The organism is Streptomyces sp. NBC_01176, from assembly GCF_045039825.1.
Classification (GTDB): domain Bacteria; phylum Actinomycetota; class Actinomycetes; order Streptomycetales; family Streptomycetaceae; genus Streptomyces.
Genome location: NZ_CP108600.1, coordinates 8,365,526 through 8,389,080, shown reverse-complemented (window position 1 = coordinate 8,389,080; position 23,555 = coordinate 8,365,526). Strand labels below are relative to the sequence as shown.

Below are 23,555 nucleotides of genomic sequence, written 5' to 3'. Positions count from 1 at the left end.
CGGCCGCCGCCCGGCCGGCGCGCCCGGATCCCCTTCCCGGGTGATGCCCCGCTCCCGCACCGGGTCCTTGATCCCTCCGCGCGCCGACTGTGGTGGAGTGGGCCGCACCGGCCCGGGCACCGTTGATCGGTGCTTCCGTGCTTCCGCGTGTCTGTGCACCGGCACATGCCTGCGTCGGCGCGACCGTGCATTTCTGGAGGAGCCATGACCGAGGAGACGAACGGCGCGGCCCGTGGCGGACAACGATGGGCCGCCAGAGCCGCGCTGGCCGCGGCGGTACTGGCGGTGCTGCTGCCGCTGGCCAAGGGCGGCCTGAGCGGCGTACTGCTGCTCGCGATCGCGCTCGTCGGCGTGGTCGTCACGGCGGCCGCGGCCTGGTGGACGCTGACCCGCCGCGGTCCGCTGCGCTGGGTGGCGGCGCTGCTGGCGGTGGCCGCACCCGCCGCCGTCGTCACCCTGTTCGCGGTCTCCCTGCTGTGGGCGGTCCCGGTGTCCCTGCTGCTGTGGGCCATGGCCGTCTGGAGCGGACGGTACGCGCTGCGCGGCGACCGCCCCCGCTCCCGGCCTGCCAGGGAACGCAGGACGGCACCTCCGCGCCGCCCCTTCCTCATCATGAACCCGCGTTCCGGGGGTGGGAAGGTGGCGAGGTTCGGCCTGGTGGAGAAGGCCGAACGGCTCGGCGCGCGGGTCGTCCTCCTCGACCCCGACGAACAGCAGGACGTCACCGCGCTGGCGCGCGCGGCCGTCGCCGACGGTGCCGATCTGCTGGGCGTCGCGGGCGGCGACGGGACCCAGGCGCTCGTCGCGGCCGTCGCCGCCGAGCACGGTCTGCCGTTCCTGGTCGTCTGCGCGGGTACCCGCAACCACTTCGCGATGGATCTCGGCCTCGACCGGGACGACCCCGCGCGCTGCCTCGACGCGCTCACCGACGGCGTCGAGCTCCGGGTGGACCTCGGCTTCGCCGGAGGCCATCCGTTCGTCAACAACGCCTCCTTCGGCGCCTACGCGGCGGTGGTGCAGAGTCCCGCGTACCGCGACGACAAGGTCGGCACCATCCTGGAGCTCCTGCCCGACCTGCTCACCCGCCGCCGAGGGCCGCGGCTGACCGTCCGCACCGAAGGCGCGACGCTCGACGCCCCGCAGGCCGTACTCGTGAGCAACAACCCCTACCGCACGAACGATCCGGCCGGGATCGGCCGCCGCGAGCGGCTCGACTCCGGGCTGCTCGGCGTCCTCGGGATCAAGGTCGACAGCGCGGTCGAGGCCGCGGCCCTGGTGCTGGACAGCACCGCGGACGGACTCTCGGTCCTCACCACCCGCGAGGTGGTCGTCGACGCGGACCAACCGGAGATCGAGGCCGGTGTCGACGGCGAGGCCCTGATGCTGTCCGCCCCGGTGCACTGCCGTGTCGAACCGGGCGCGCTGCGCGTCCGGGTCCCCCGGAAACGTCCTGGTGTGCCCGATCCCCAACCGACGCTGAACTGGCGCCGGTTGCGGGAACTCGCGACGACCGCGGGCCGGACTCCCGCCACCCGTCGGACCGTTCACGCCGAGGAGCCGGCCCGGCGCCCCTGAATCCGGCGCCCCTGAACACCCCCGCGCGTCCGGGAGGCCGGGCTCCCCGGTCGCACGCCCGCTTGCCGGGCGAGCCGACATCGCGGGGCCGGACTGCCGGCTCCGCGAGCGCCCTCGGGCCTCCCCCGGTAACCGGTCCCCTCTCCGGCAACCGGTCCCCTTTGCGGTGAGCGCTCCCGCCCGGTGTGCGCCGAGGAGCCGGTGACGCGGAGTGCGGTGCTGCTGCGGACCCGGCGAGGACCGGCTGCGGACCGGGAGCGGAACGAGTTCAGGCCCAGTAGGGACCGGCTGCGGACCCGGTGCGGAATCAGTGCGGACCGGGAGCGAACCTGGTGCGAGGACACGGCCGAAGGCCGCGGTCCTCACGGACCACGGCCTTCGTCATCGCCCCGGACGCCCGGGAAGCGGGCGGGAGCTGCTGTCGCGCGCCCCCGCCCCGCCCCGTACCACCGGTGTCAGGGGGTGCAGTTCAGAGTGCCGGCGCGCAGCGCGTGGCCCCCGTCGTTGGAGTCGTCGGACCACAGGACCGGCTTGTGGCCGCCGACGCAGGCGGACTGGGGGGCGATGGCGAAGCCCTCGTTGTTGTAGTTGGCCATGCCGGTGGGTCGGTCGTAGGTGTGGGTGACGGCGAACGTGCCCTGGGCGTTGATGTCGAGGGTCGAGGTCCGGCCCTGGCAGGTGTCGTCGCAGGCCGCCCACAGGTGCCCGGTGGCGGGCTCGAACTCCAGGTCCATCACGCCGGGAAAGCCGCTGGTGATGGTGGCGACGCGGGTGTATCCGCCGCCGGACTGGTTGAGGGCGTAGGCGTAGACGGTGCCGTTGTCCTCGACGCCGGCGAGGAAGAGGCCGCTTCCGTGTCCCGGGTAGCCGGCCGGGTTGTAGGCGGCGCCGGTGTGCTCGTCGCGGAACCCGTGCGCGGTCAGGAAGGTGTCGGGGATCCACGAGATGCCCTCGGGCCCCGCGTTGGCCGGCAGGGAGGGGAGGTCGGAGGTGAGGTTCCACTCCGCGGTCGCGTTCAGCGACGAGGCGGTGGAGGAGGCGTCGAAGCGCAGGATCTTCGGCAGACTGGTGGAGCTCTTGCCGTTGTCGCGCTCGGTGACGACGAACATGCCGTCGGGGGTGACGACCACGCCCTCGGCGTCGGGGTCGCCGGTGCCGCCCGCGTAGTGCAGGGCCTTGCCCGATCCCCAGCCGCTCGCCGGGTCGGGGCGCCATGTCGTGCCGTTGGGCACGAGCCGGTACAGCTTGCCGGGGCCGTTGTTCACCGCCCAGAGCACGCCCTCGCTCTCGAACGACAGCCCGCTGAGGTTCTCCCCGAACACGTTCGAACCGTCCGCGACGGTGACCGCCGTGCCGCCCGGCCACGTGGTGTCGCCCCCGCCGCCGGTGGTACCGCAGGCGTTCGCCGCGCCCTTGGTCGGCGCGGTCGTGGTCGTGAACGCGCCGGTGCCGTCCGCGCACCGCCCGTACGTGGTACTGGCGTGGTCGGTCCAGGTGTAGGAGTCCACCAGGGTGGAACCGTCCGTCTGGAACAGCCGCGCGGAGTCCGAACTCCCCAGCCCGTACGACGACTCGACATCCAACGCCAGGAACGCACCCGGAGCGATCGACGTCTTCTTGCCGATCTTGTAGGAGTGGGAGTTGTCGTTGTCCTTGACGATCCATCCGGACACGTCGACCGCGGCGGACCCGGTGTTGACGAGTTCGATCCAGTCGCCGGGGCTGCCACCGCTCGACTCGACCTCGTTGATCCGTACCGTGGACGGGTCCTGCGCCGAAGCCGGCGCACCCGACAGGCCGAGGGCGAGGAGGATCAGGGCGACGGCGGTGATGGGGGCTTGTCTACGCCAGTGCGTACGCAAGGTGGCCGGTCCTCTTTTCAGGGGGTCGGGCAGACAAGGAGCGCGCTCACGCTCCCGGCGAAGCTTCGGGCACACCGACGACCAAGGACTGAACTCGCCGCGAACAGTGCGGGTACGCGCCGAACGGACTTGATCAACCGGTACCCCCCGCCGCCTCGGCCGCGCCAAGGCGAGCCCCCTGGCGATGAGTTGGGTACCCGCGTCGACGTAGGAGCCTCCACCGGCATGCCGCCGCGTACGCCGGGGACAAGCGGACGGCGAACGACCGGCGCAGGAACCGTGCGCTCCCCGGACGAGTCGCCCGAGGCAGCGCCACCGGTCACTTTCCGAGGCCGGCTGGCGGTGGAGGAGAGTACGTCCGACCACATGCCGGTGGTCACCAACGCGACCGCGACGTGCACGACCGTCTCGGGCAAGTAGCCGTCCGCGTAGGCCCGTTCGACGACTCGATGCGTGAGCCGGCGCGCCGTCCGAGGGGGTGCCCGAGGCGGGGCCCGACGCCCGCGCCAGGTCGGCGCGGGCGTCCGGCAGGTCGTGCCGGACCAGCCGCTTCGACAGCCCCCTTCAGGCTGCGGGACGGCAGTCGCGCGCGAGCCCTCCCGGCCTCTTACGCGGGCCGCGCGGCACTGTGGATCGCCGCCTGTCCGGCGTAGAAGATCGACTCCTCGCGTATGTACGCCCCCGGGCTCGGCGCGTGGATCATCATGCTGTTGCCGATGTAGAGGCCGACATGGCTGACGTCGCCGTAGAAGAAGATCAGGTCGCCGACGCGGAGGTCGGTGAGCGGGATCGCCGTGGTGGCCGTCGCCTGGTCGCGCGCGGTGCGCGGGAGCGCGACCCCGGCCACCATCCACGCGGCCCGGGTGAGGCCCGCGCAGTCGTAGGAACCCGGCCCGGCCGCGCCCCAGACGCACGGCCTGCCGATCTGGGCACGGGCGAAGGCCAGTGCCTTGGCTGCCTTCATGTCGTACCCCGATCCGGACGTGTCGCCGCCGGCCATGACCGTGCCCACGGTGGTGGGTACTCCCGCGGTGACAGGCGCGGCCTGGACGAAGGACGCGTCGGGAGCGACGGACGGGGCGAACGGAGCGGACACGACCGACGGGGCAGGGGCAATGGTCATGGCCGGGCTGTAGGCCGTCTCCGAGGCGACGGGCGCCTCCGGGACGAAAAGCAAATCCGGGGCACGGAGTGGCTCCGGACCTTGGAACTGGTCGGGGGCGTAGGGCATGTCCTGCGCGTAGGACAGCTCCGGAGCGTAGGGCGTACCCGGGGCGAACGCCGTGTCCGAGGTGAACGTCATACCCGGGGGGAACGCCGTGTCCGAAGCGAACGTCATGCCAGAGGCCGACGCAGTGTCCGAGCCGAACGTCACGCCTGGGGCGAACGCGGTATCCGAGCTGAACGTCATGCCCGAGGCCGACGCAGTGTCCGAGCTGAACGTCACGCCTGGGGCGAACGCGGTATCCGAGCTGAACGTCATGCCCGAGGCCAACGCAGTGTCCGAGCCGAACGTCACGCCTGGGGCGAACGCGGCATCCGAGCTGAACGTCATGCCCGAGGCCAACGCAGTGTCCGAGCTGAACGTCATGCCCGGGGTGAACGCCGTGTCCGAGGTGAACGTCATGTCCGCGGTGAGGGGCATGCCCGTACCGAGGGACGCGTCCGTACCGGCCGGTGCGGCCATGCCCGCACGTGCGGCCGTGTCCACGGCTGCGCCCATGGCCAGGCCGGCCGACTGCTGTCGCCGCCACTGCTCCTCGGCCTCGCGGCGGGTCCGTTCCTCCGGGGTGGGCCAGATCTCCTGAGCGGGCGGCGCCTCGATCGCCGCGATCGGGGCGATCCGCTGCTGGACGACGTGCCGGGACAGCAGTTCACGGGCGAGTGCGAGCTTGCGCCGGTTCTGCTCCTTGCGGTTCTTCAGCGAGGAGTGGCCGGACTCCGTGGCCGGCGCGGGCAGGGCCTTGACCGCCTCCTGTCGCGCTCCGGTCCCGGCCGGCAGCGCCGCGACGGCCCTCCCGGAGGCCGGCTCAGTCCCGGCCGCCGGTCCGGCGGTCAACTCGGCCACGGGGCCCGCTCCCGGTCCGGCGGTCAGCTCCGGAACGGGGCGACCCGCGGTTCGGGCGGAGGGTCCGCCCTCCAGGCGCTTCGCGGCAGGCGCGGGGCGCGCCTCGGCCGCACGCTTCGGCGTTCTGTCGGCCGGCAGCCTCGCCGGCACGGTCGGGCCCAACTGGGCACGGCCCACGTCGAACCAGGGCCGGGACACGTCGTCGAGGGCGGCGTCGGTGCTCCTGCGCCCGTTGTCCCGGGCGGGGTTGACGCGCTTACGCGAACCGGAGGTCATCGCGCGGGTCGCGTTGTAGTTCCCGGTGGCCGTCTCGGCCCGGTCGTACAAGGAGCTGATCCGCTGCTGGACCTCTTCGCGGCTCGGACCGTCGTCTCCGCCGAGGGACGCGGAGTTGGGGCTCTGCGGGAGGTCCGCCGAGGAGCGGGCCACCGTCGCGGGTGCGGAGCGGGGCATGCCGGGGAGGCTGTTGCCTCCAGGGCCCGGGGTGCGTTCCGGCGCCATGGCAGACGTACTCCTTCCGTGCTCCGCCTACCGAGTTAGCTGTCGGGTTCGGGCGGACGGATCCGGAAGGTATGCCCTACGGCCTCTGCCCGGTAGGGCAGTTGGGCCGATTCACCCCAGGGTTCGGTTGGGTCCCCGGCTCCGGTGGCCAGGAGGCCGCACCGGATTAGGCGGAGGCCAAGCGACCCGGCGAGGTTCGCCGGAGGAAGTCGTGTGGCCTGTCGCCAACTTAGCCAACTTGTGTGCCTCACGTGAAGATTGAAGTGCGATGTGTCCGATATGTAATTGTGACCTTCGTCGTACTCCCGATCTCGGGTGAGTTTGCGCACCACGGCGCCGGTGTCAGCGCAGGTGCGCCCGTGGCTCGTCGGCGCGACGCGCGGGACCCGACGGGTCCGCCAGGGCCGGTGACACCGCAGCGGCCGGTGTTCCCGCCACGGCCGCCGGGACCGCCGGTCTCGACAGGTCCGGGCCGCCGGTCGGCCGATCGTCCGCTCGGCGCGAGCCGAGCAGGACCGACAGGGCCCGCACGGGTCTTCGCCAGCGCCCGTGCAGCAGCCCCAGGACGATCGCGGCGGCCACGGCGATCAGGTGCTCCCGACCCGCCAGATTGGGTTTGACGATCGACTCCCACACCATCGAGCCGCCGGTGAGCGCGAACACCACGGGCGCCCGTCGGACGACCGCGAGATAGGTGAACAGGCCCACCACGGCGGCGGACGGGCCGGTGTCCAGCACCTGCCCGATCTCGGGGGGCAGCCCCAGGCCCCACCAGCCCGGGCCCATCGCGATCATCACGCGGACGGTGAGGGTGCCCGCCAGCGTGGTGACGTACGCGATGACCAGCGTCCGGGCCCGGCCGAGGGCGAGTTCGGCGAGGGCGAACGCGAGGAACAGCTGGGTGATGCCCGCCCACACCGGAAGGTCGAGGGCGGGCACGTACAGCGACACGGGAGTACGCAGCAGGGCCAGCGGCAGGGGCAGGGACGCCTTGACACCGCCGGTCAGCCGCACCACCGTGGCCCCGGCCGGATGCTGGGCGATCGCGTGGAAGAAGATGACCCCGAAGGCGGCCACGAACGCCAGCACGAGTCCGGACAGTCCACGGCGCAGGAGTTGCCGGAACGGTTCGACGACCATGCCGTGCCACTCGCCGCGCAGGGTGCGTCCGACGAACGACACGAACCGGTACGGGGATCCACCCGGTCGCCCGTGCGCGTCGTCGCCCGCGGCGGACGGCGGTGGACCGTCGCCGGGTCCCGCCGTCCGTCCATGACCGTTGCCGACATCGCCGCGACGCTCTTCCACCGCCCTAAGCAATGCCCTCTCCCCCCACCACCCGCAGGACGTCTCCTCGTATAGAGGGACGTGATCGTCATTAGGTTGACTCCGGCCGTGCCCTGTCCCTGTCGCGGGCCCGGCCCCCACCGCCCGTGCGCCTCAGGGTGAGCCGAGCGGGCCGTCCGTCGGCCTGCCCAGGTAGGTCAAGGGGCCCGGTTCCGGTACGGGGATCTCGTGGAAGCCGAGACGGTCGTAGAAGGCGCGGGCGGACGTGTTGGCGGTGACCATGCCGAGGTGGACGGCCGGGACACCGCGATCGGCGAGCGCGGCGAGGAAGGTGTGCATCAGCGCCCGGCCATGGCCCCTGCGCTGCCAGTCCGGGAGCAGGTCGATGTGCAGATGCGCGGGATAGGCGGCGAGTTCGGGCAGGATCATGCGTTCGGGGCGGTGCAGCAGGTCGATCATCGTGTCGCCCGGGGTGTGCGGTGGCCTCGTGCTCCGGGGGTACCGCTCGGCGACACCCGGTATCCAGACGTCGCGGAGGTCGCCGACGAAACGCGCGGTGTCGGCGGTGCCCAGGACGTAGCCGACCGCCCGGCCGGTCCCGTCGTCGAGCACGAAGGCGAGCTCCGGTTCGAGGTGACAGTAGGGGTACGCGAACAGGGTCGGCATCAGCTCCTGGTCGGGATAGAGGGCCCGTGAGTCCCCTCCGTCGTGAGCCGTCATCACGCACACGTGCGCCACCGCTGCACGGTCTTCGGCCTTGTACGGCCGGATCGTCGGCTGGTGAGTCATGAGCCGTATCCTCCCCGCATGGGAGCGCTCCCGCCAGCGCCTGGACGCTCCGACCGCCCCGTCCGTCCGACCCGTTCCATCCGCCCCTCCGTCCGGCTCGCCCGGCCCGCTCGAGCCGCCGCCTCCCTACCCCTTGCCCCCGGGCAGGGACCGTACCCGCACGGCACCGCCCGGCGCCGGCCGACCGCCGTCACCGGCAGCGCAGCGTCTCCCACTGCGCCGCGGCGCTGTCCAGCAGCATCTCCAGGGCCGTGGGATAGGCGCTGTCGACCATGCGGGTGGCCAGGAGGGGCGCCGCCTCCGCGATCCGCGGATGGGTGGCGCGCGGCAGCCGGGCGTACGTCGAACGCCACATGTCCTCGTCGGCGCTGCGGCTCTCGCGCGGCAGCGCCAGCGAGGCGGCGTCGAGCGCGGCGAAGGCCAGCGTCTGGTCGATGAAGGCCTGGTAGATCCGTACGGTGTCCGGCAGCGGGAACCCCGCGGTGCGCAGGACGTCGAGGATGGCCTCGTCGGCCGCCAGTTCGTGGGCCCGGCCGGTGACCCGGTTCGCGGTCAGCAGCGCCGCCTGCGGATGCCCGACGTACACGGCGTGGATACGCAGCCCGAGGCCGCGCAGGTCCGCCCGCCACTCCCCCGTGGGCTGCCAGCCGTCCAGGGCCTGCCCGATCAGGGCGTCGCCGATCGCGAGCGTCAGGTCGTCCATACCGCGGAAGTACCGGTAGAGGGTGCTGGGATCGGCGTCCAGGGCCAGGCCGAGACGGCGGGCGGTGAGTCCCGCGCTGCCGTGCTCCCGCAGCATCCGCAGGGCGGTCTCGACGATGAGCCGCTCGGACAGCACGGTGCCGCCCCTGGTGGGACGACGCCGCCGCCGCTTCTCCTCGGGCACCACCGCTTTCGGCACCGCCACCTCCCCGACCCTTATGCCAACACCATTGACCTTATCCGAGCACCCGGCGTTGGATCTCCCGCCAGGGGCGCCGCGTCTCCGGTCCGTGCGGGCACGTCCCTTCTCCGCAGAGAGGAAGTCCGTGTCATGCGTGTTCTGCTTGTGGGAGCCGGCGGTGTGGGCACCGCCATCACCCGGATCGCGGCCCGTCGTCCGTTCTTCGACGAGATGGTCGTGGCCGACTACGACCTGAGCCGCGCCGAGGCCGCGGTCGCCGCCCTCCCGGACGCCGCGGGCCGCTTCCGTGCCGAGCGCGTCGACGCCTCCGACCAGGGCGCGGTGACCGCGCTGCTGAGCCGGCACGGGTGCGACGTCCTGCTCAACGCCACCGATCCCCGGTTCGTGATGCCCCTCTTCCAGGCGGCGCGAGCGGCCGGCGCCACCTACCTCGACATGGCGATGTCCCTGTCGCGCCCGCATCCCGACAGGCCGTACGACGAGTGCGGGGTCATGCTCGGGGACGCGCAGTTCGCGCAGGCCGCCGACTGGGAGAAGGCGGGCGCGCTGGCCCTCGTCGGCATGGGTGTGGAGCCGGGGCTCTCCGATGTCTTCGCGCGGTACGCGGCCGACGAACTCTTCGACGAGATCGAGGAGATCGGCATCCGCGACGGCGCGAACCTCACCGTCGACGGCTATGACTTCGCCCCGTCCTTCAGCATCTGGACCACCATCGAGGAGTGCCTCAACCCGCCGGTCGTCTACGAGGCGGACCGCGGCTGGTTCACGACCGCGCCGTTCAGCGAGCCGGAGGTCTTCGACTTCCCCGAGGGCATCGGTCCGGTGGAGTGCGTGAACGTGGAGCACGAGGAGGTGCTGCTCGTCCCCCGCTGGATCGACGCGCGGCGCGTGACCTTCAAGTACGGCCTGGGCGAGGAGTTCATCCAGACTCTCAGGACGCTGCACCTGCTGGGCCTCGACCGCACGGACCCGGTGACCGTGCCGAGTGCCGCGGGCCCGGTGGGCGTGTCGCCCCGGGACGTCGTGGCCGCCTGTCTGCCGGACCCGGCGACGCTCGGCGAGCGCATGCACGGCAAGACCTGCGCGGGCACCTGGGTGCGCGGCACCAAGAACGGCGCGCCGCGCGAGGTCTACCTCTACCACGTGGTCGACAACCAGTGGTCGATGGCCGAGTACGGTTCCCAGGCGGTGGTGTGGCAGACGGCCGTCAACCCGGTCGTGGCCCTCGAACTCCTGGCCACGGGTGCGTGGACCGGCTCGGGAGTCCTCGGCCCGGAGGCGTTCCCCGCCCGTCCCTTCCTCGACCTGCTCACCGCGTACGGCTCGCCGTGGGGCATACGGGAGCAGTGACCGGCCCCGGCCGCCCGGCGACTCCGTGCCTGCGGGCGAGCGTGCGGGCGAGCGTCGGGCAACGGGCAACGGGCAGCCGACGGTTTCGCCGCTCGGCTGCCCGGCCGCTTGCCACGCGCCCCCGACGTCCCGGAGCCCCGAAGTCCCCGCGTCCCGAAGCCGGCCGGGTGACGCACGGCTCCGGGACCCGGGTGATCGCCCTCGCGGTGTCCACGGTGCCCGGCGGGCTCCGGCCGGCTCCGGCGGTTTCTAGGCGATCACCATCAGGAGATCGCCCGCCTCGACCTGCTGCACGGAGTTGATGGCCAGTCGTCCCACCGTGCCGGCGACCGGGGCGGTGATGGCGGCCTCCATCTTCATCGCCTCGATCGTCGCGATGGTCGCGCCCGCCTCGACGGCGTCCCCGGCCGCGACCGACAGTGTCACCACTCCGGCGAACGGCGCGGCGACGTGCTTCGGGTCGGACTTGTCGGCCTTCTCCGCCGCCGGCAGGTCCGAAGCCACCGAGCGGTCACGCACCTGGATCGGCCGGAGCTGGCCGTTGAGCGTGGCCATCACGGTGCGCATGCCGCGCTCGTCCGCTTCGCCGATCGCCTCCAGGACGATGAGGAGCCGCACCCCGGGGTCGAGGTCCACCTCGTGCTCCTCCCCCGGCCGCAGACCGTAGAAGAAGTCCTTGCTCGGCAGGACGCCGGTGTCGCCGTAGGCGTCGCGGTGTGCCTCGAACTCCTTCGCCGGCCCGGGGAACAGCAGCCGGTTGAGGGTCGCCCGCCGGTCCTTCTCCAGTCCGTCGCGGTCCTCGCCGGACAGTTCGACGACCGGCCTGGGCGCGGCGCGGCCCTTGAGCGCCTTGCTGCGGAATGGCTCCGGCCAGCCGCCGGGCGGGTCGCCCAACTCGCCGCGCAGGAACCCGATCACGGAGTCCGGGATGTCGTACGCGCCGGGATCGGCCGCGAACCGCTCGTGCGGGACACCCGCGCCGACGAGGTGCAGGGCGAGATCGCCGACCACCTTGGACGACGGCGTGACCTTGACCAGGCGGCCGAGCATCCGGTCGGCGGCGGCGTACATCGCCTCGATGTCCTCGAAGCGGTCGCCGAGGCCCAGTTCCCGTGCCTGGACACGCAGGTTGGACAGCTGACCGCCGGGGATCTCGTGGTCGTAGACGCGTCCGGTGGGCGAGGCCAGGCCGGCCTCGAACGGCGCGTAGATCCTGCGGACGATCTCCCAGTACGGTTCGAGGTCGCCGACCGCCCGCAGGCTCAGTCCGGTCGGCCGCGCCGAGTGGTCGGTGGCCGCGACGATCGCGGACAGCGACGGCTGCGAGGTGGTGCCCGCCATGGAGGCCACCGCTCCGTCCACGGCGTCCGCGCCCGCGTCGATCGCGGCGAGGTAGGTGGCCAGTTGGCCGCCGGCCGTGTCGTGGGTGTGCAGGTGGACGGGCAGGTCGAACTCCCTGCGCAGCGCGGTCACCAGCTTCGCGGCGGCCGGTGCCCGGAGCAGTCCGGCCATGTCCTTGATCGCCAGGACGTGTGCGCCGGCGTCGACGATCTGCTCGGCCAGCCGGAGGTAGTAGTCGAGGGTGTAGAGCTTCTCGGCCGGGTCCGACAGATCCGAGGTGTAGCACAGGGCCACCTCGGCGACGGCCGATCCGGTCTCGCGCACGGCGTCGATCGCGGGTCGCATCTGTCCGACGTCGTTGAGCGCGTCGAAGATGCGGAAGATGTCGATGCCCGTGCGGGTGGCCTCCTCGACGAAGGCGGTCGTGACCTCCGTGGGGTAGGGGGTGTAGCCGACCGTGTTGCGGCCGCGCAGCAGCATCTGCAGGCAGAGGTTGGGCACCGCCTCGCGCAGCCGGGCGAGACGGTCCCACGGGTCCTCGGAGAGGAAGCGCAGGGCGACGTCGTAGGTGGCGCCGCCCCAGCACTCCAGCGAGAGCAGCTGCGGCAGCGTCTGGGCCACGGCGGGGGCGACGGCCAGCAGGTCCTTCGTCCGCACCCGGGTGGCCAGCAGCGACTGGTGGGCGTCCCGGAAGGTGGTGTCGGTGACGGCCACCGAGGTCGACTCCCGCAGCCACCGCGCGAAGCCCTCCGGCCCGAGCTCGGTCAGCCGCTGCTTCGACCCGGCGGGCGGCGGCCCGGTGGCGATGTCCGGCAGTTTGGTGATGGGGTCGATCAGGTGCGGGCGCTCGCCGTGCGGCTTGTTGACCGTGACGTCGGCGAGGTAGGTGAGCATGCGGGTGCCGCGGTCGGCGGAGTGGCGCGCCGTCAGGAGATGGGGGCGTTCCTCGATGAACGAGGTGGTGACCCTCCCCTCCTGGAAGTCAGGGTCGTCGAGGACCGCCTGCAGGAACGGAATGTTCGTGGCCACGCCGCGGATGCGGAACTCGGCCACCGCACGCCGGGCACGCCGCACCGCGGTGGCGAAGTCGCGTCCCCGGCAGGTCAGTTTCACCAACATGGAGTCGAAGTGGGCGCTGATCTCCGAGCCGACGAAGGCGGTGCCGCCGTCCAGCCGGATTCCGGAACCGCCCGGTGAGCGGTACGCGCTGATGGTGCCGGTGTCGGGCCGGAACCCGTTGGCCGGGTCCTCGCTGGTGATCCGGCACTGCAGTGCGGCACCCCGCAGCTGGATCCGGTCCTGCGCGAGGCCGAGGTCGGCCAGGGTCTCGCCGGAGGCGATGCGCAGTTGCGCCTGGACCAGGTCGACGTCGGTGACCTCCTCGGTCACCGTGTGCTCGACCTGGATGCGCGGGTTCATCTCGATGAAGACGTGGTTGCCGTCCCGGTCGAGGAGGAACTCGACGGTGCCGGCGTTGCGGTAGCCGATGCTCTGCGCGAAGGCGACCGCGTCGGCGCAGATGCGGTCCCGGAGCGCGGGGTCGAGGTTGGGTGCCGGGGCCAGTTCGACGACCTTCTGATGGCGCCGCTGCACCGAGCAGTCCCGCTCGAAGAGGTGGATGACGTTACCGTCGCCGTCCGCGAGGATCTGCACCTCGATGTGGCGGGGGTCGACGACGGCCTTCTCCAGGAACACCGTCGCGTCGCCGAAGGCGGACTCGGCCTCGCGGGACGCAGCCTCGATCGCCTCACGCAGGTGCGCCGGTTCGTCCACGCGCCGCATGCCGCGTCCGCCGCCGCCGGCGACCGCCTTGACGAACAGCGGGAAGCCGACGTCCCGCGCGGCGGCCGTCAGCTCGTCCATGTCGGTCGACGGCTGCGACGATCCCAGGACCGGGACGCCCGCCGCGCGGGCCGCGGCGACCGCGCGCGCCTTGTTCCCGGTCAGCTCCAGTACGTCGGCGCTGGGGCCGATGAAGGTGATCCCGGCGTCTTCGCAGGCCTGGGCCAGCTCCGGATTCTCGGACAGGAATCCGTACCCGGGGTAGACGGCGTCCGCCCCGGCCCTGCGCGCCGCCCCCACGATCTCCTCGACCGACAGATAGGCACGCACCGGGTGCCCTCTCCGGCCGATCTCGTAGGCCTCGTCGGCCTTGAGGCGATGCAGCGAGCCGCGGTCCTCGTAGGGGAACACCGCCGCAGTTCCCGCGCCCAGTTCATAGGCGGCGCGGAACGCGCGGACGGCGATCTCACCACGGTTCGCGACAAGTACCTTCCGGAACATGCACAGTCCCTTCCTGACGTTCGCGACGGGCGCGCCCGACGGGCGCCCTCGTGACTGTTGCCCTGTCTACACCCGCTCAAGAACAGCCTGGGCGGAATCACCACCGGCCGGTCGCTCATCCGCGGCATCGTGAAGATCATCTTCGTGCGGCGGGCCGGGCCCCGGCCCGCCGCTGCCGGACGTCGTGTCCGGCGGTCCTCCCGGGACGCTCCCGATCAGCCCAGAAAGCTCAACCGCACCTGGCGTCGGGTGTTGGAGACGTTCGTGTCCACCAGACACACCGACTGCCAGGTTCCCAGCTCCAGTCGGCCGCCGAGCACCGGCAGCGTCGCGTGGGGCGGTACGAAGGCGGGGAGCACATGGTCGCGGCCGTGACCCGGGCTGCCGTGGCGGTGCTGCCAGCGGTCGTCGGAGGGAAGCAGGGTGTGCAGGGCGGCGAGCAGGTCGTCGTCGCTTCCGGCGCCGGTCTCGATGATCGCGATCCCGGCCGTGGCGTGCGGCACGAAGACGTTCAGCAGGCCGTCGCGCCCGGCCGCCGCCTCCCGCAGGAAGGCCTCGCAGTCACGGGTGAGGTCGACGACCGTCTCCGTGGAACCGGTGGTGATGTTCAGGACTCGGGTGGTGAAGGCATCGGACATGCCCCGATTCTCACCCGCGCGCCGGGCCGCGCCTACGACCGGTCGGCCGGCCCGTGGTACGAGAGGTCCATTCCGCGAGACACCATTGACCGGGCGACGACGACCTGACTACTTTCTGCCGCATGTTGCGTTCAGCCCTGCTCACCACGCGCGGTCACATCGACCTGCTACGGGTGGCCTCCGCCGCGTGTCGCCGCGGCTGCTGACGCCCTTTCACCCCTCGCCCGTACGGGTTTCCCCCTTCCCGGTGCGCCCGCGCTCCGTCCCACCCGCACGTCACGAGCCCGTACCTGGTTCCTGACGCGGCGGAGCTCAGGCGTCCCCCTCTCCGGCCGCTCTCCTCCCCGTGGAGCATCCATGACCATCAGCCATGCCCCGCCCGGCCCTTCCGAGTCCGATATTCCTGGAATATCCGCAACGGCCGAACACACCGCGCGTCCACCGGCGACGCCCGATCTCGTCCCGATCGACCCGAGTTCCACGCGCCGTGCCCGCGTCCCCCGCTGGCTGCGCCGCACCTCCGGCCCGCTTCTGCTCCTCGCCCTCTGGCAACTCCTCAGCGGCACAGGTGTACTGGCCTCCGGCATCCTCGCCCCGCCGGGCACCATCGCGCGGGTCGGCACCGATCTGATCGCGGACGGCTCGCTGACGAACGCGATGGGCGTCTCCTTGCAACGCGTGGCCGTCGGGCTCCTGTTGGGAACCGTCATCGGCACCGGTCTCGCCCTCGTGTCCGGCCTCTTCCGCATCGGCGAGGACCTGGTGGACGCGAGCGTGCAGATGCTGCGGACCGTGCCGTTCGTCGGACTGATCCCGCTGTTCATCATCTGGTTCGGGATCGGCGAGGCCCCGAAGATCGCCATCATCACACTGGGCGTCTCCTTCCCGCTCTACCTGAACGTGTACGCCGGTATCCGCGGCGTCGACTCCCAGCTGATCGAGGCCGGCGAGTCGCTCGGGCTCTCCCGCTGGGGGCTCGTCCGGCACGTCGTGCTGCCGGGCGCGCTGCCCGGAGCCATGACCGGGCTTCGCTACTCCCTCGGCATCGCCTGGCTCGCGCTGGTCTTCGCCGAACAGATCAACGCGGACGCCGGGATCGGCTTCCTCATGGTGCAGGCCCGCGACTTCCTGCGGACCGACGTGATCGTGGTCTGCCTGATCGTCTACGCCTTCCTCGGCCTGCTCGCCGACTTCATCGTCCGCTCCCTCGAAAGGCTGCTGCTGCAATGGCGACCGACGTTCACGGGCCGGTGACCGCGGAGAATGCCGCGGCGGCGGCACACATACCCGCGGAGACGCAGACGCCCGCACCGACCCCCGAACAGACAGCGACACCGACGACGACACGGGCGGCGACACCGACACAGCCGCCGGCACAGCCGCGGACACAGAAGCCGGAACCGGGGGAGGTCCAGTCCCGGTCCCAGGTACCGGCGCAGGCGCCGCTCGCGGCCGTACGTGTCCAGGGCCTGACCCGCGTCTTCGACGGCCGCGCCGTCATCGACGACCTGCATCTCGACGTCCGGCCGGGCGAGTTCGTGGCGCTGCTCGGCCGCAGCGGCTGCGGCAAGTCCACGCTGCTGCGCATCCTCGCGGGACTCGACCGCGACATCGAGGGCTCCGTCCTCGTCCCGCGCCGCAGGGCCGTCGCCTTCCAGGCGCCGCGGCTGATGCCCTGGAAGAAGGTGTGGCGCAACGTCCTGCTCGGACTGCCCGGCAAACCCGAACGCTCCGTCGCCGAGGACGCGTTGGCCGAGGTCGGCCTCACCCACCGCTCCGAAGCGTGGCCCAAGACGCTCTCCGGGGGCGAGGCCCAACGCGCCTCACTGGCCCGCGCGTTGGTGCGCGAACCCGACCTGTTGCTGCTCGACGAGCCGTTCGGCGCGCTCGACGCCCTCACCCGGATCACGGCGCAGCGACTGGTAGGCGAGCTGTGGCGGCGGCGCGGCTGCGCGGTCCTGCTGGTGACGCACGACGTGGAGGAGGCCGTGCTCCTCGCCGACCGTGTCCTGGTCATGGACGAGGGCGCGATCGCGTACGAGACCCAGGTCGAGCTGGACCGCCCGCGCGACATCACCGACCCCCGTTTCGCCGCTCTGCGTGCCGAGCTCCTGGAGCGCCTGGGCGTCGACAGCACGTCCTGAACGCCCCACACCCCCAACCCCGCCGACCGCGCGACGCCCACGCGCACCCCCACACCCGGACCGACCGAACGGAAATCGCCATGCGACGACGCCTCGCCCCCGCCGCTCTCCTCCCCCTGGCCCTGCTGCTCACTGCCTGCGGCGGCACCTCGGCCGCCGACACCGCCGCGGGCGCCGGAACCGACGGCAAGGGCTCCCTCACGCTCGACGTCGGTGACCAGAAGGGCGGTTCGGAGGCGGTGCTGCGGGCCGCCGGGGAGTTGAAGAACCTCCACTACAAGATCAAGTGGTCGACCTTCACCTCCGGCCCGCCCCTTCTGGAGGCCGTCAACGCCAAGGCCGTCGACATCGGCGGCGTCGGCAACACCCCGCCCGTCTTCGCGGCCGGCGCCGACTCGAAGATCTCGGTGGTGGCCGCCTGGCGCGGCACGTCCAAGGGCGAGGCCGTCCTCGTACCGAAGAACTCGTCACTGAAGCGTCCCGAGGAGCTGAAGGGCAAGTCCATAGCCGTGGCGCAGGGTTCGTCCGCGCACTATCAGCTGATCGCCTCGCTCAAGAAGGCAGGCCTGAAGCTGAGCGACGTGAAGGTCAAGTACCTGCAGCCCGCCGACGCGCTGGCCGCGTTCACCGGCGGCAGGGTGGACGCGTGGGCGGTGTGGGACCCGTACACCTCGCAGGTGGTCGAGGCGGGGCGGGGCCGGATCCTGACGGACGGCGAGGGGGTGGTCAACGGGCTCAACTTCCAGGTGGCCGCGCCCGGTGCGCTCAGGGACGGCCGGAAGGCGGCGGCCGTCAAGGACTACCTGGGGCGGCTGCGGCGCGCCCAGGACTGGGTCTACGACCACCCGGACGCCTGGGCGAAGGTGTGGGCGAAGGACACCGGACTGCCGTACGAGGTGGCGCTCGCCTCGGTGAAGCGGACCAACGCGAGCCGTATCGCGGTCGCCGTGGACAAGCCGCTCATCGCCTCCGAGCAGCGGATCGCGGACACCTTCACCGGCCTCGGGCTCATCCCGCGCAAGGTCGACTTCTCCGCGTTCGTCGACACCCGCTTCAACGGCGGCCTGCCGCCGTCCACCACCACGCCCCGCGTCTACAAGGAGTCCTGACATGACCGTCCATCTCCACTGGTTCCTGCCGACCGGCGGCGACGGCCGCACCCTGGTGGACCGGCACGCGTACGCGGCCAACCCCGTCGGCCGCGCGCGGCGGGCCGACGGGGTCCGGGCCCCCGACATCGAGTACCTGGCCCAGATCGCCAAGGCCGCGGAGCAGTTGGGTTTCGAGGCCGTGCTCACGCCCACGGGCACGTGGTGCGAGGACGCCTGGCTGACAACGGTGGCGCTGGCCCAGCACACCGAGCGGCTGAAGTTCCTGGTGGCGTTCCGGCCCGGTGTCGTGTCGCCGACCCTCGCGGCGCAGATGGCGGCGACCTACCAGCGGATCACGCGGGGCCGGCTGCTCCTCAATGTCGTCACCGGTGGCGACTCCGCCGAGCAGCGGCGCTTCGGCGATCATCTCGGCCACGATCAGCGGTACGCGCGTACGGACGAGTTCCTGTCCGTGGTGCGCGGAGTGTGGAGCGGGCAGCCGTACGACTTCGACGGGAGCCACTACCGGATCGAGGGTGGGCTGACGGCGCTGCCGCCCGACCCGCTGCCGGAGATCTTCTTCGGCGGTTCGTCGGCCGCCGCGGGGCCGGTCGCGGCCCGGCACGCGGACGTCTATCTCACCTGGGGGGAGCCTCCGGCCCAGGTGCGGGAGAAGATCGACTGGATTCGCTCGCTGGCCGAGCGCGAGGGGCGTACGGTCCGCTTCGGCATCCGGCTGCACTCGGTCTCGCGCGACTCGTCGGCCGCGGCCTGGTCGACCGCGAACCGGTTGCTCGACGACCTCGACGCGGACACCGTCGCGGCCGCGCAGTCCGCGCTGGGACGCAGTGAGTCGGTGGGTCAGCAGCGCATGCTGGCGCTGCACGGCGGTTCCCGCGACGAACTGGAGATCTCCCCGAATCTGTGGGCGGGCGTGGGTCTCGTACGCGGCGGCGCGGGCACCGCTCTCGTCGGCAGCCACGCCGAGGTCGCCGACCGGATCGAGGAGTACCACGCGCTGGGCATCGAGCACTTCGTGCTCTCCGGGTATCCGCACCTGGAGGAGGCGTACTGGTTCGGGGAGGGCGTGATCCCGGTTCTGGCCGCCCGGGGACTGCTGCCTCGGACCGCGGAGTCGCTGCCGCGTACGGCGGCCGGGGGTGGTGCGCCGCTGCTGGTCGCGGGCGGCCGCTGAGGGGCTCCCGTCGGGTGGATCACACCTGGTCCACCCGGGGGAAGATCTCCGGCTCCGGCCGAGTTGGTAGAAGCGTGAACAACACTGGGACGCAGGCGCGCGCGGTCGATGTCGTGGTCGTGGGCGCCGGTCAGGCCGGACTGTCCAGCGCCTATCACCTGCGGCGCACCGGTTTCGAGCCGGAGCGCGACTTCGTGGTCCTGGACCACGCGCCGCGTCCCGGCGGCGCGTGGCAGTTCCGGTGGCCGTCGCTGACCTACGGCAAGGTGCACGGAATGCACTCGCTGCCCGGCATGGAGCTGGAGGGCGCGGACCCGGCCCGTCCGTCCTCCGAGGTCATCGCCGAGTACTTCGACGCTTACGAGCGCACCTTCGATCTGCGGGTGCGGCGGCCCGTCGAGGTGACGGCCGTCCGGGAGGGCGCCGGGGGGCGACTGCTCGTCGAGACCTCCGACGGCATGTGGTCGGCGCGGGCGCTGATCAACGCGACGGGCACCTGGGACCGGCCGTTCTGGCCGCGCTATCCGGGTCAGGAGACCTTCCGCGGGCGACAGTTGCACACGGCGCAGTACCCCGGGCCCGAGGAGTTCGCCGGGCAGCGGGTGGTCGTCGTGGGCGGTGGCGCGTCCGGCACCCAGCATCTGATGGAGATCGCTCCGTACGCGGCCGCTACCACCTGGGTGACCCGGAAGCCGCCGGTCTTCCGCGAGGGGCCGTTCACCGAGGACTTCGGCCGGGCGGCCGTCGCGCTCGTCGAGGAACGGGTGCGGCAGGGGCTGCCCCCCAAGAGCGTCGTCTCGGTGACGGGGCTGCCGCTGAACGACGCGATCCGCCAGGCCCTCGCCGACGGTGTCCTGGACCGGCAGCCGATGTTCGACCGCATCACCGCGGACGGCGTGGAGTGGGCCGACGGACACCGTGTGACCGCCGACGTCATCCTGTGGGCGACCGGCTTCCGCGCCGCCATCGACCATCTCGCGCCGCTGCGGCTGCGCGAGCCGGGCGGCGGTATCCGTGTCGAGGGCACCCGCGCGGTCGCCGATCCGCGGATCCATCTGGTCGGCTACGGGCCGTCGGCCAGCACCATCGGCGCCAACCGGGCCGGGCGCGCGGCGGTACGGGACGTCAGACGGCTGCTGGCCGGAGTGCCGGCCGACGCCTGACGTCCCGCACGGCCGCCGTTCAGCTGGACGACGACGAGGCCGAGGACCCGCTCACCCGGTTGATCCGGTTGAACTCCGCGACGTTCCTCTGATGCTCCTCGTAACTGGCCGTGAAGCGGGTGTCGCCCGGCTTGACGGTGACGAAGTACAGCCAGTCGCCCGGGGTCGGATTGATCGCGGCGCGCATCGCGTCCTCGCCGGGGTTGGCAATCGGTGTGGGCGGCAGACCCATGCGCTCGTAGGAGTTGTAGGGGCTGTTGAGCTTCGTGTCGCTCGCGGTCGTGTTCAGCGTGGACCGGTTCAGCGCGTAGTTGAGCGTGGAGTCCATCTGCAGCGGCATGCCCTGCTGAAGCCGGTTGAAGATCACCCGGGCGACCTTGGCCATGTCGGCCTTGGTCGCGGCCTCCGCCTGGACGATGCTCGCGATGGTGACCACCTGATAGACGTCCATCGCGTTGCGCTGGGCTCCCGCGGTGATCGGGCTGCCGCGGAATCTCTTGTCGGCCGTGTCGACCATGAAGCGCAGCAGCGACTCGGGCGTCGCCTCCTCGTCGACCGGGTACGTCGCCGGGAACAAGTACCCCTCGGGGTTGCCCGCCGCGACGTCGGGCAGTTTCAGATGAGCCTTGGCCAGGGACTTCTTGGTGGCGCCCGAAGGCAGGGCGAGCGCCTTGTCGACGGCCCGGTAGACCTGGCCCGAGCGCCAGCCCTCCGGGATCACGAGGGACGCGCGGGGCGCCTTCTCGCCCCCGACGATCAGCAGCGGCACCGCCACGGCGGTGACCGCCACGACGGCTCCGGTCGCGACGAGGGCGACCCGGCCCCGGCGCGTCAGTCGAATCGTGCTCCGTGGCGGAGTGTTCATCTGCATGCGGGCACGGTAACCCGCTAATAGCCATAAATCCGGCATATCGTCATCTTGTCGGCGCCAGTTGGGCGTCCCGGCGGACGAGGGCCGCATAGCGCCCCTCCCGCTCCAACAACTCCTCGTGCGTGCCTCGTTCGACGGCGCGGCCGGAATCCAGGACCACGATCTGGTCCGCCCCCCGGATGGTGGACAGTCTGTGCGCGATGGTGAGCGTGGTCCGGTTGGCCGACAGCGCGTCGATCGCCTCCTGGACGGCGCGTTCCGTGCGGGTGTCCAGGGCGCTGGTCGCCTCGTCGAGGATGAGGACCGGCGGGTCGCGCAGGATGGTGCGCGCGATGGCCAGGCGCTGCTTCTCCCCGCCGGAGAAGCGGTGGCCGCGCTCGCCCACGACCGTGTCGTACCCGTCGGGCAACGACGCGATGTGGTCGTGGATCTGGGCCGCCCGCGCCGCCGCCCGCAGCTCCTCGTCGGTGGCGTCCGGCCTGGCGAAGCGCAGGTTGTCCGCGACCGAGGCGTGGAAGAGGTACGTCTCCTGGGAGACGACGCCGATTCCCCGCGCGAGCGTGTCGAAGTCGAGGTCGCGCACGTCGATCCCGTCGAGCGTGACACGGCCGCCCGTGACGTCGTACAGCCTGGGCACCAGATAGCTGAGCGTGGACTTGCCGGAACCGGTCGGGCCGACGACGGCGAGGCTGCCACCGGCGGGCACCGTGATGTCGATGCCGTCGAGGATCGGACCGCTCTTGTCGTCGTAGCGGAACTCGACGTCCTCGAAGCGGATCTCGCCCTTGACCTCGTCGAGGTGGACCGGGCGCTCCGGCTCGGTGATGTCGATGGGCAGGTCCAGGTACTCGAAGATGCGCTGGAAGAGCGCGAGCGAGGTCTGGATCTGCACACCGGTGGACAGCAGGCTCACCGTCGGGCGGAACAGGCCCTGTTGCAGCGAGACGAAGGCGACGAGCGTACCCAGCGAGACGGACGGTCCGCCGAACTGGATGGCCATGCCCGCGGCCCAGTAGATGACGGCGGGCATGGCGGCCATCACGATGCCGATGACGGACATCCGCCAGCGCCCCGCCATGTTCGACTTCACCTCGAGGTCGACCAGGCTGTCCGACTCCGCCTCGAAGGCCTTGGTGAGCGAGTCGCCGCGGCCCATCGTGCGGCCGAGCAGGATGCCGCTGACGGACAGCGACTCGGTGACGGTGGCGGCCATCGCGGCCATCTGCTTCTGCCGCTCGGTCGCGATCTTCTTGCGTTCGTTGCCCACACGCCGGCTGATCCACACGAAGACCGGCAGCAGGAGCAGCGAGACGACGGTGAGCCGCCAGTCGAGGACGACCATCGCGACGATCGTGGCGACGACGCTCGTGAGGTTCGAGACCAGCGAGGTGGCGGTGGAGGTCACGGTCGCCTGCATGCCGCCGATGTCGTTGGCGATGCGGGACTGGACCTCTCCCGTGCGGGTGCGGGTGAAGAAGGCGAGCGACATGCGCTGCAGCCGGCCGTAGACGGCGGTGCGCAGGTCGTGCATGACGCGCTGGCCGACCGTCGTGGAGATGAGGGTCTGCAGTACGCCGAAGATGCTGGTGACGACCGCGCTGAGGATCATGCCGAGCGCGAGCAGGCTCAGCAGACCGGTACGACCCTGGGGGATGGCGACGTCCAGGGTCTCCTTCAGCAGGAAGGGCGTCGCGACCGTGACGAGGGACGCGGCGCCGACCAGCAGGCCGACGATCGCGAGGCGGCCGCGGTAGGGCCGGAAGAGCTTCAGGATGCGGCGCACCTGCCGCGGCTGTTCGCTCTCGGCGGGTGACGGGGTCCAGGTGGATTGCTCGGGGCGCATGGGCTCCTACGGAAGGTGAGGGAACGATTACGGAAACGTGAGGAACGATGCCTCACGGAGCCTAGCTCATTGTTACCTATACTCACAATGAACCGCATCCTGTTATTGTTCCCGTATGACCACCCCCGACGCCGACGGCCTCCTCGCCGAGCAGTTGCTGCGGCTCACCCGCCGCGTGCACCGCATCCAGAAGCGTCATCTGGAGCAGCGCGGGCTGGGCATCACCCCGGCCCAGTCCCGGCTGCTGCGCACGCTCGCGCACTACGGCTCACCGCCGCGCATGGCCGATCTCGCCGAGCGGCTCGAGGTGGTCCCGCGGGCCGTGACCACGCTGGTCGACGGCCTGGAGGCGAGCGGAAAGGTGCGCCGGGTCCCCGATCCCAGCAATCGGCGGGTGATCCGGATCGAGGTCACCGACCAGGGGCGCGCGGCACTGCAGGAGCTGCGGGGCGCACGCCGGTCGGCCGCGGAGGAGATCCTGGCTCCGCTGTCGGACGAGCAACGTGAGGTGCTGGGCGGGCTGCTGGACACACTGGTGGACGGGATGCCCCGGCTGGAACGGCGCTGCTGAGGGGCCGCTGACAGGGCTCGGCGCACACGACGGGTCCCACGCTCCGGCACCGCGATGCCGGAGCAGGTGCGCGCCATCC

At 71.8% G+C, this 23,555-nt stretch carries 18 protein-coding genes and 1 riboswitch; of the genes, 9 read left to right on the top strand and 9 right to left on the bottom strand.

Going from position 1 to position 23,555, the window contains the following annotated elements; all coding sequences use genetic code 11:
- Positions 1-204: 204 nt before the first annotated feature.
- Positions 205-1,575 carry a diacylglycerol/lipid kinase family protein gene (locus OG199_RS36530; protein ID WP_405833084.1) on the top strand — a complete coding sequence of 457 codons (1,371 nt, stop codon included), beginning with the start codon at positions 205-207 and terminating at the stop codon, positions 1,573-1,575.
- Between the two features lie 455 nt (positions 1,576-2,030).
- On the opposite strand, the gene OG199_RS36525 is transcribed toward OG199_RS36530, so the two are convergent.
- The 5 genes from OG199_RS36525 to OG199_RS36505 form a co-directional block, all read right to left on the bottom strand.
- Positions 2,031-3,437 carry a lamin tail domain-containing protein gene (locus tag OG199_RS36525; RefSeq protein WP_356807425.1) on the bottom strand — a complete coding sequence of 469 codons (1,407 nt, stop codon included), beginning with the start codon at positions 3,435-3,437 and terminating at the stop codon, positions 2,031-2,033.
- Between the two features lie 607 nt (positions 3,438-4,044).
- A complete protein-coding gene (locus tag OG199_RS36520) occupies positions 4,045-5,958 on the bottom strand; it encodes a C40 family peptidase (protein ID WP_405833082.1) in 1,914 nt (637 codons plus the stop codon).
- Between the two features lie 56 nt (positions 5,959-6,014).
- Positions 6,015-6,189: riboswitch (cyclic di-AMP (ydaO/yuaA leader) on the bottom strand.
- Between the two features lie 159 nt (positions 6,190-6,348).
- The gene (locus OG199_RS36515; RefSeq protein WP_405833080.1) at positions 6,349-7,188 is read right to left on the bottom strand and encodes a hypothetical protein; all 840 of its coding nucleotides are present in this window, start codon (positions 7,186-7,188) and stop codon (positions 6,349-6,351) included.
- 258 nt (positions 7,189-7,446) lie between these two features.
- Positions 7,447-8,082, bottom strand: coding sequence for a GNAT family N-acetyltransferase (locus OG199_RS36510; RefSeq protein ID WP_405833079.1), 636 nt, complete (start codon positions 8,080-8,082; stop codon positions 7,447-7,449).
- Between the two features lie 190 nt (positions 8,083-8,272).
- On the bottom strand, positions 8,273-8,983 hold the full coding sequence (locus OG199_RS36505) for a TetR/AcrR family transcriptional regulator (RefSeq protein WP_405834781.1): 711 nt from the start codon (positions 8,981-8,983) through the stop codon (positions 8,273-8,275).
- A 132-nt stretch (positions 8,984-9,115) separates the two neighbouring features.
- On the opposite strand from OG199_RS36505, the gene OG199_RS36500 reads away from it, so the two are divergent.
- Complete coding sequence (locus OG199_RS36500) at positions 9,116-10,336, top strand: saccharopine dehydrogenase family protein (protein ID WP_401806150.1); 1,221 nt, start codon at positions 9,116-9,118, stop codon at positions 10,334-10,336.
- A 249-nt stretch (positions 10,337-10,585) separates the two neighbouring features.
- Here OG199_RS36500 and OG199_RS36495 read toward each other — a convergent pair whose 3' ends face one another.
- Complete coding sequence (locus OG199_RS36495; protein WP_405833077.1) at positions 10,586-13,960, bottom strand: pyruvate carboxylase; 3,375 nt, start codon at positions 13,958-13,960, stop codon at positions 10,586-10,588.
- Positions 13,961-14,175: 215 nt separating this feature from the next.
- Positions 14,176-14,598: a secondary thiamine-phosphate synthase enzyme YjbQ gene (locus OG199_RS36490; RefSeq protein ID WP_401806155.1), complete on the bottom strand. Its 423-nt coding sequence runs from the start codon at positions 14,596-14,598 to the stop codon at positions 14,176-14,178.
- Between the two features lie 122 nt (positions 14,599-14,720).
- Here OG199_RS36490 and OG199_RS36485 point away from each other — a divergent pair, with 122 nt between their 5' ends.
- The 6 genes from OG199_RS36485 to OG199_RS36460 all read left to right on the top strand — a co-directional run bounded on the left by OG199_RS36485 (position 14,721) and on the right by OG199_RS36460 (position 20,191).
- Positions 14,721-14,804: a putative leader peptide gene (locus tag OG199_RS36485; RefSeq protein ID WP_349817350.1), complete on the top strand. Its 84-nt coding sequence runs from the start codon at positions 14,721-14,723 to the stop codon at positions 14,802-14,804.
- Positions 14,805-14,955: 151 nt separating this feature from the next.
- Complete coding sequence (locus tag OG199_RS36480; RefSeq protein ID WP_401806158.1) at positions 14,956-15,852, top strand: ABC transporter permease; 897 nt, start codon at positions 14,956-14,958, stop codon at positions 15,850-15,852.
- Positions 15,825-16,742: an ABC transporter ATP-binding protein gene (locus OG199_RS36475; RefSeq protein WP_405833074.1), complete on the top strand. Its 918-nt coding sequence runs from the start codon at positions 15,825-15,827 to the stop codon at positions 16,740-16,742. The genes OG199_RS36480 and OG199_RS36475 overlap by 28 nt, the downstream gene beginning before the upstream one ends.
- Positions 16,743-16,822: 80 nt before the next feature.
- A complete protein-coding gene (locus tag OG199_RS36470) occupies positions 16,823-17,851 on the top strand; it encodes an ABC transporter substrate-binding protein (protein WP_405833072.1) in 1,029 nt (342 codons plus the stop codon).
- 1 nt (position 17,852) lies between these two features.
- The gene (locus tag OG199_RS36465) at positions 17,853-19,028 is read left to right on the top strand and encodes an LLM class flavin-dependent oxidoreductase (protein ID WP_356800436.1); all 1,176 of its coding nucleotides are present in this window, start codon (positions 17,853-17,855) and stop codon (positions 19,026-19,028) included.
- Between the two features lie 74 nt (positions 19,029-19,102).
- The gene (locus OG199_RS36460; protein WP_405833070.1) at positions 19,103-20,191 is read left to right on the top strand and encodes an NAD(P)-binding domain-containing protein; all 1,089 of its coding nucleotides are present in this window, start codon (positions 19,103-19,105) and stop codon (positions 20,189-20,191) included.
- Positions 20,192-20,210: 19 nt separating this feature from the next.
- Here OG199_RS36460 and mltG read toward each other — a convergent pair whose 3' ends face one another.
- Entirely contained in the window at positions 20,211-21,062 is an 852-nt protein-coding gene (gene mltG / locus OG199_RS36455; RefSeq protein ID WP_401806167.1) for an endolytic transglycosylase MltG, read from the bottom strand.
- A 43-nt stretch (positions 21,063-21,105) separates the two neighbouring features.
- Entirely contained in the window at positions 21,106-22,905 is a 1,800-nt protein-coding gene (locus OG199_RS36450) for an ABC transporter ATP-binding protein (protein WP_356800433.1), read from the bottom strand.
- 115 nt (positions 22,906-23,020) lie between these two features.
- Here OG199_RS36450 and OG199_RS36445 point away from each other — a divergent pair, with 115 nt between their 5' ends.
- Positions 23,021-23,476 (top strand): MarR family winged helix-turn-helix transcriptional regulator, encoded by a 456-nt coding sequence (locus tag OG199_RS36445; RefSeq protein WP_266697062.1) that lies wholly within the window; start codon positions 23,021-23,023, stop codon positions 23,474-23,476.
- Positions 23,477-23,555: the final 79 nt, after the last annotated feature.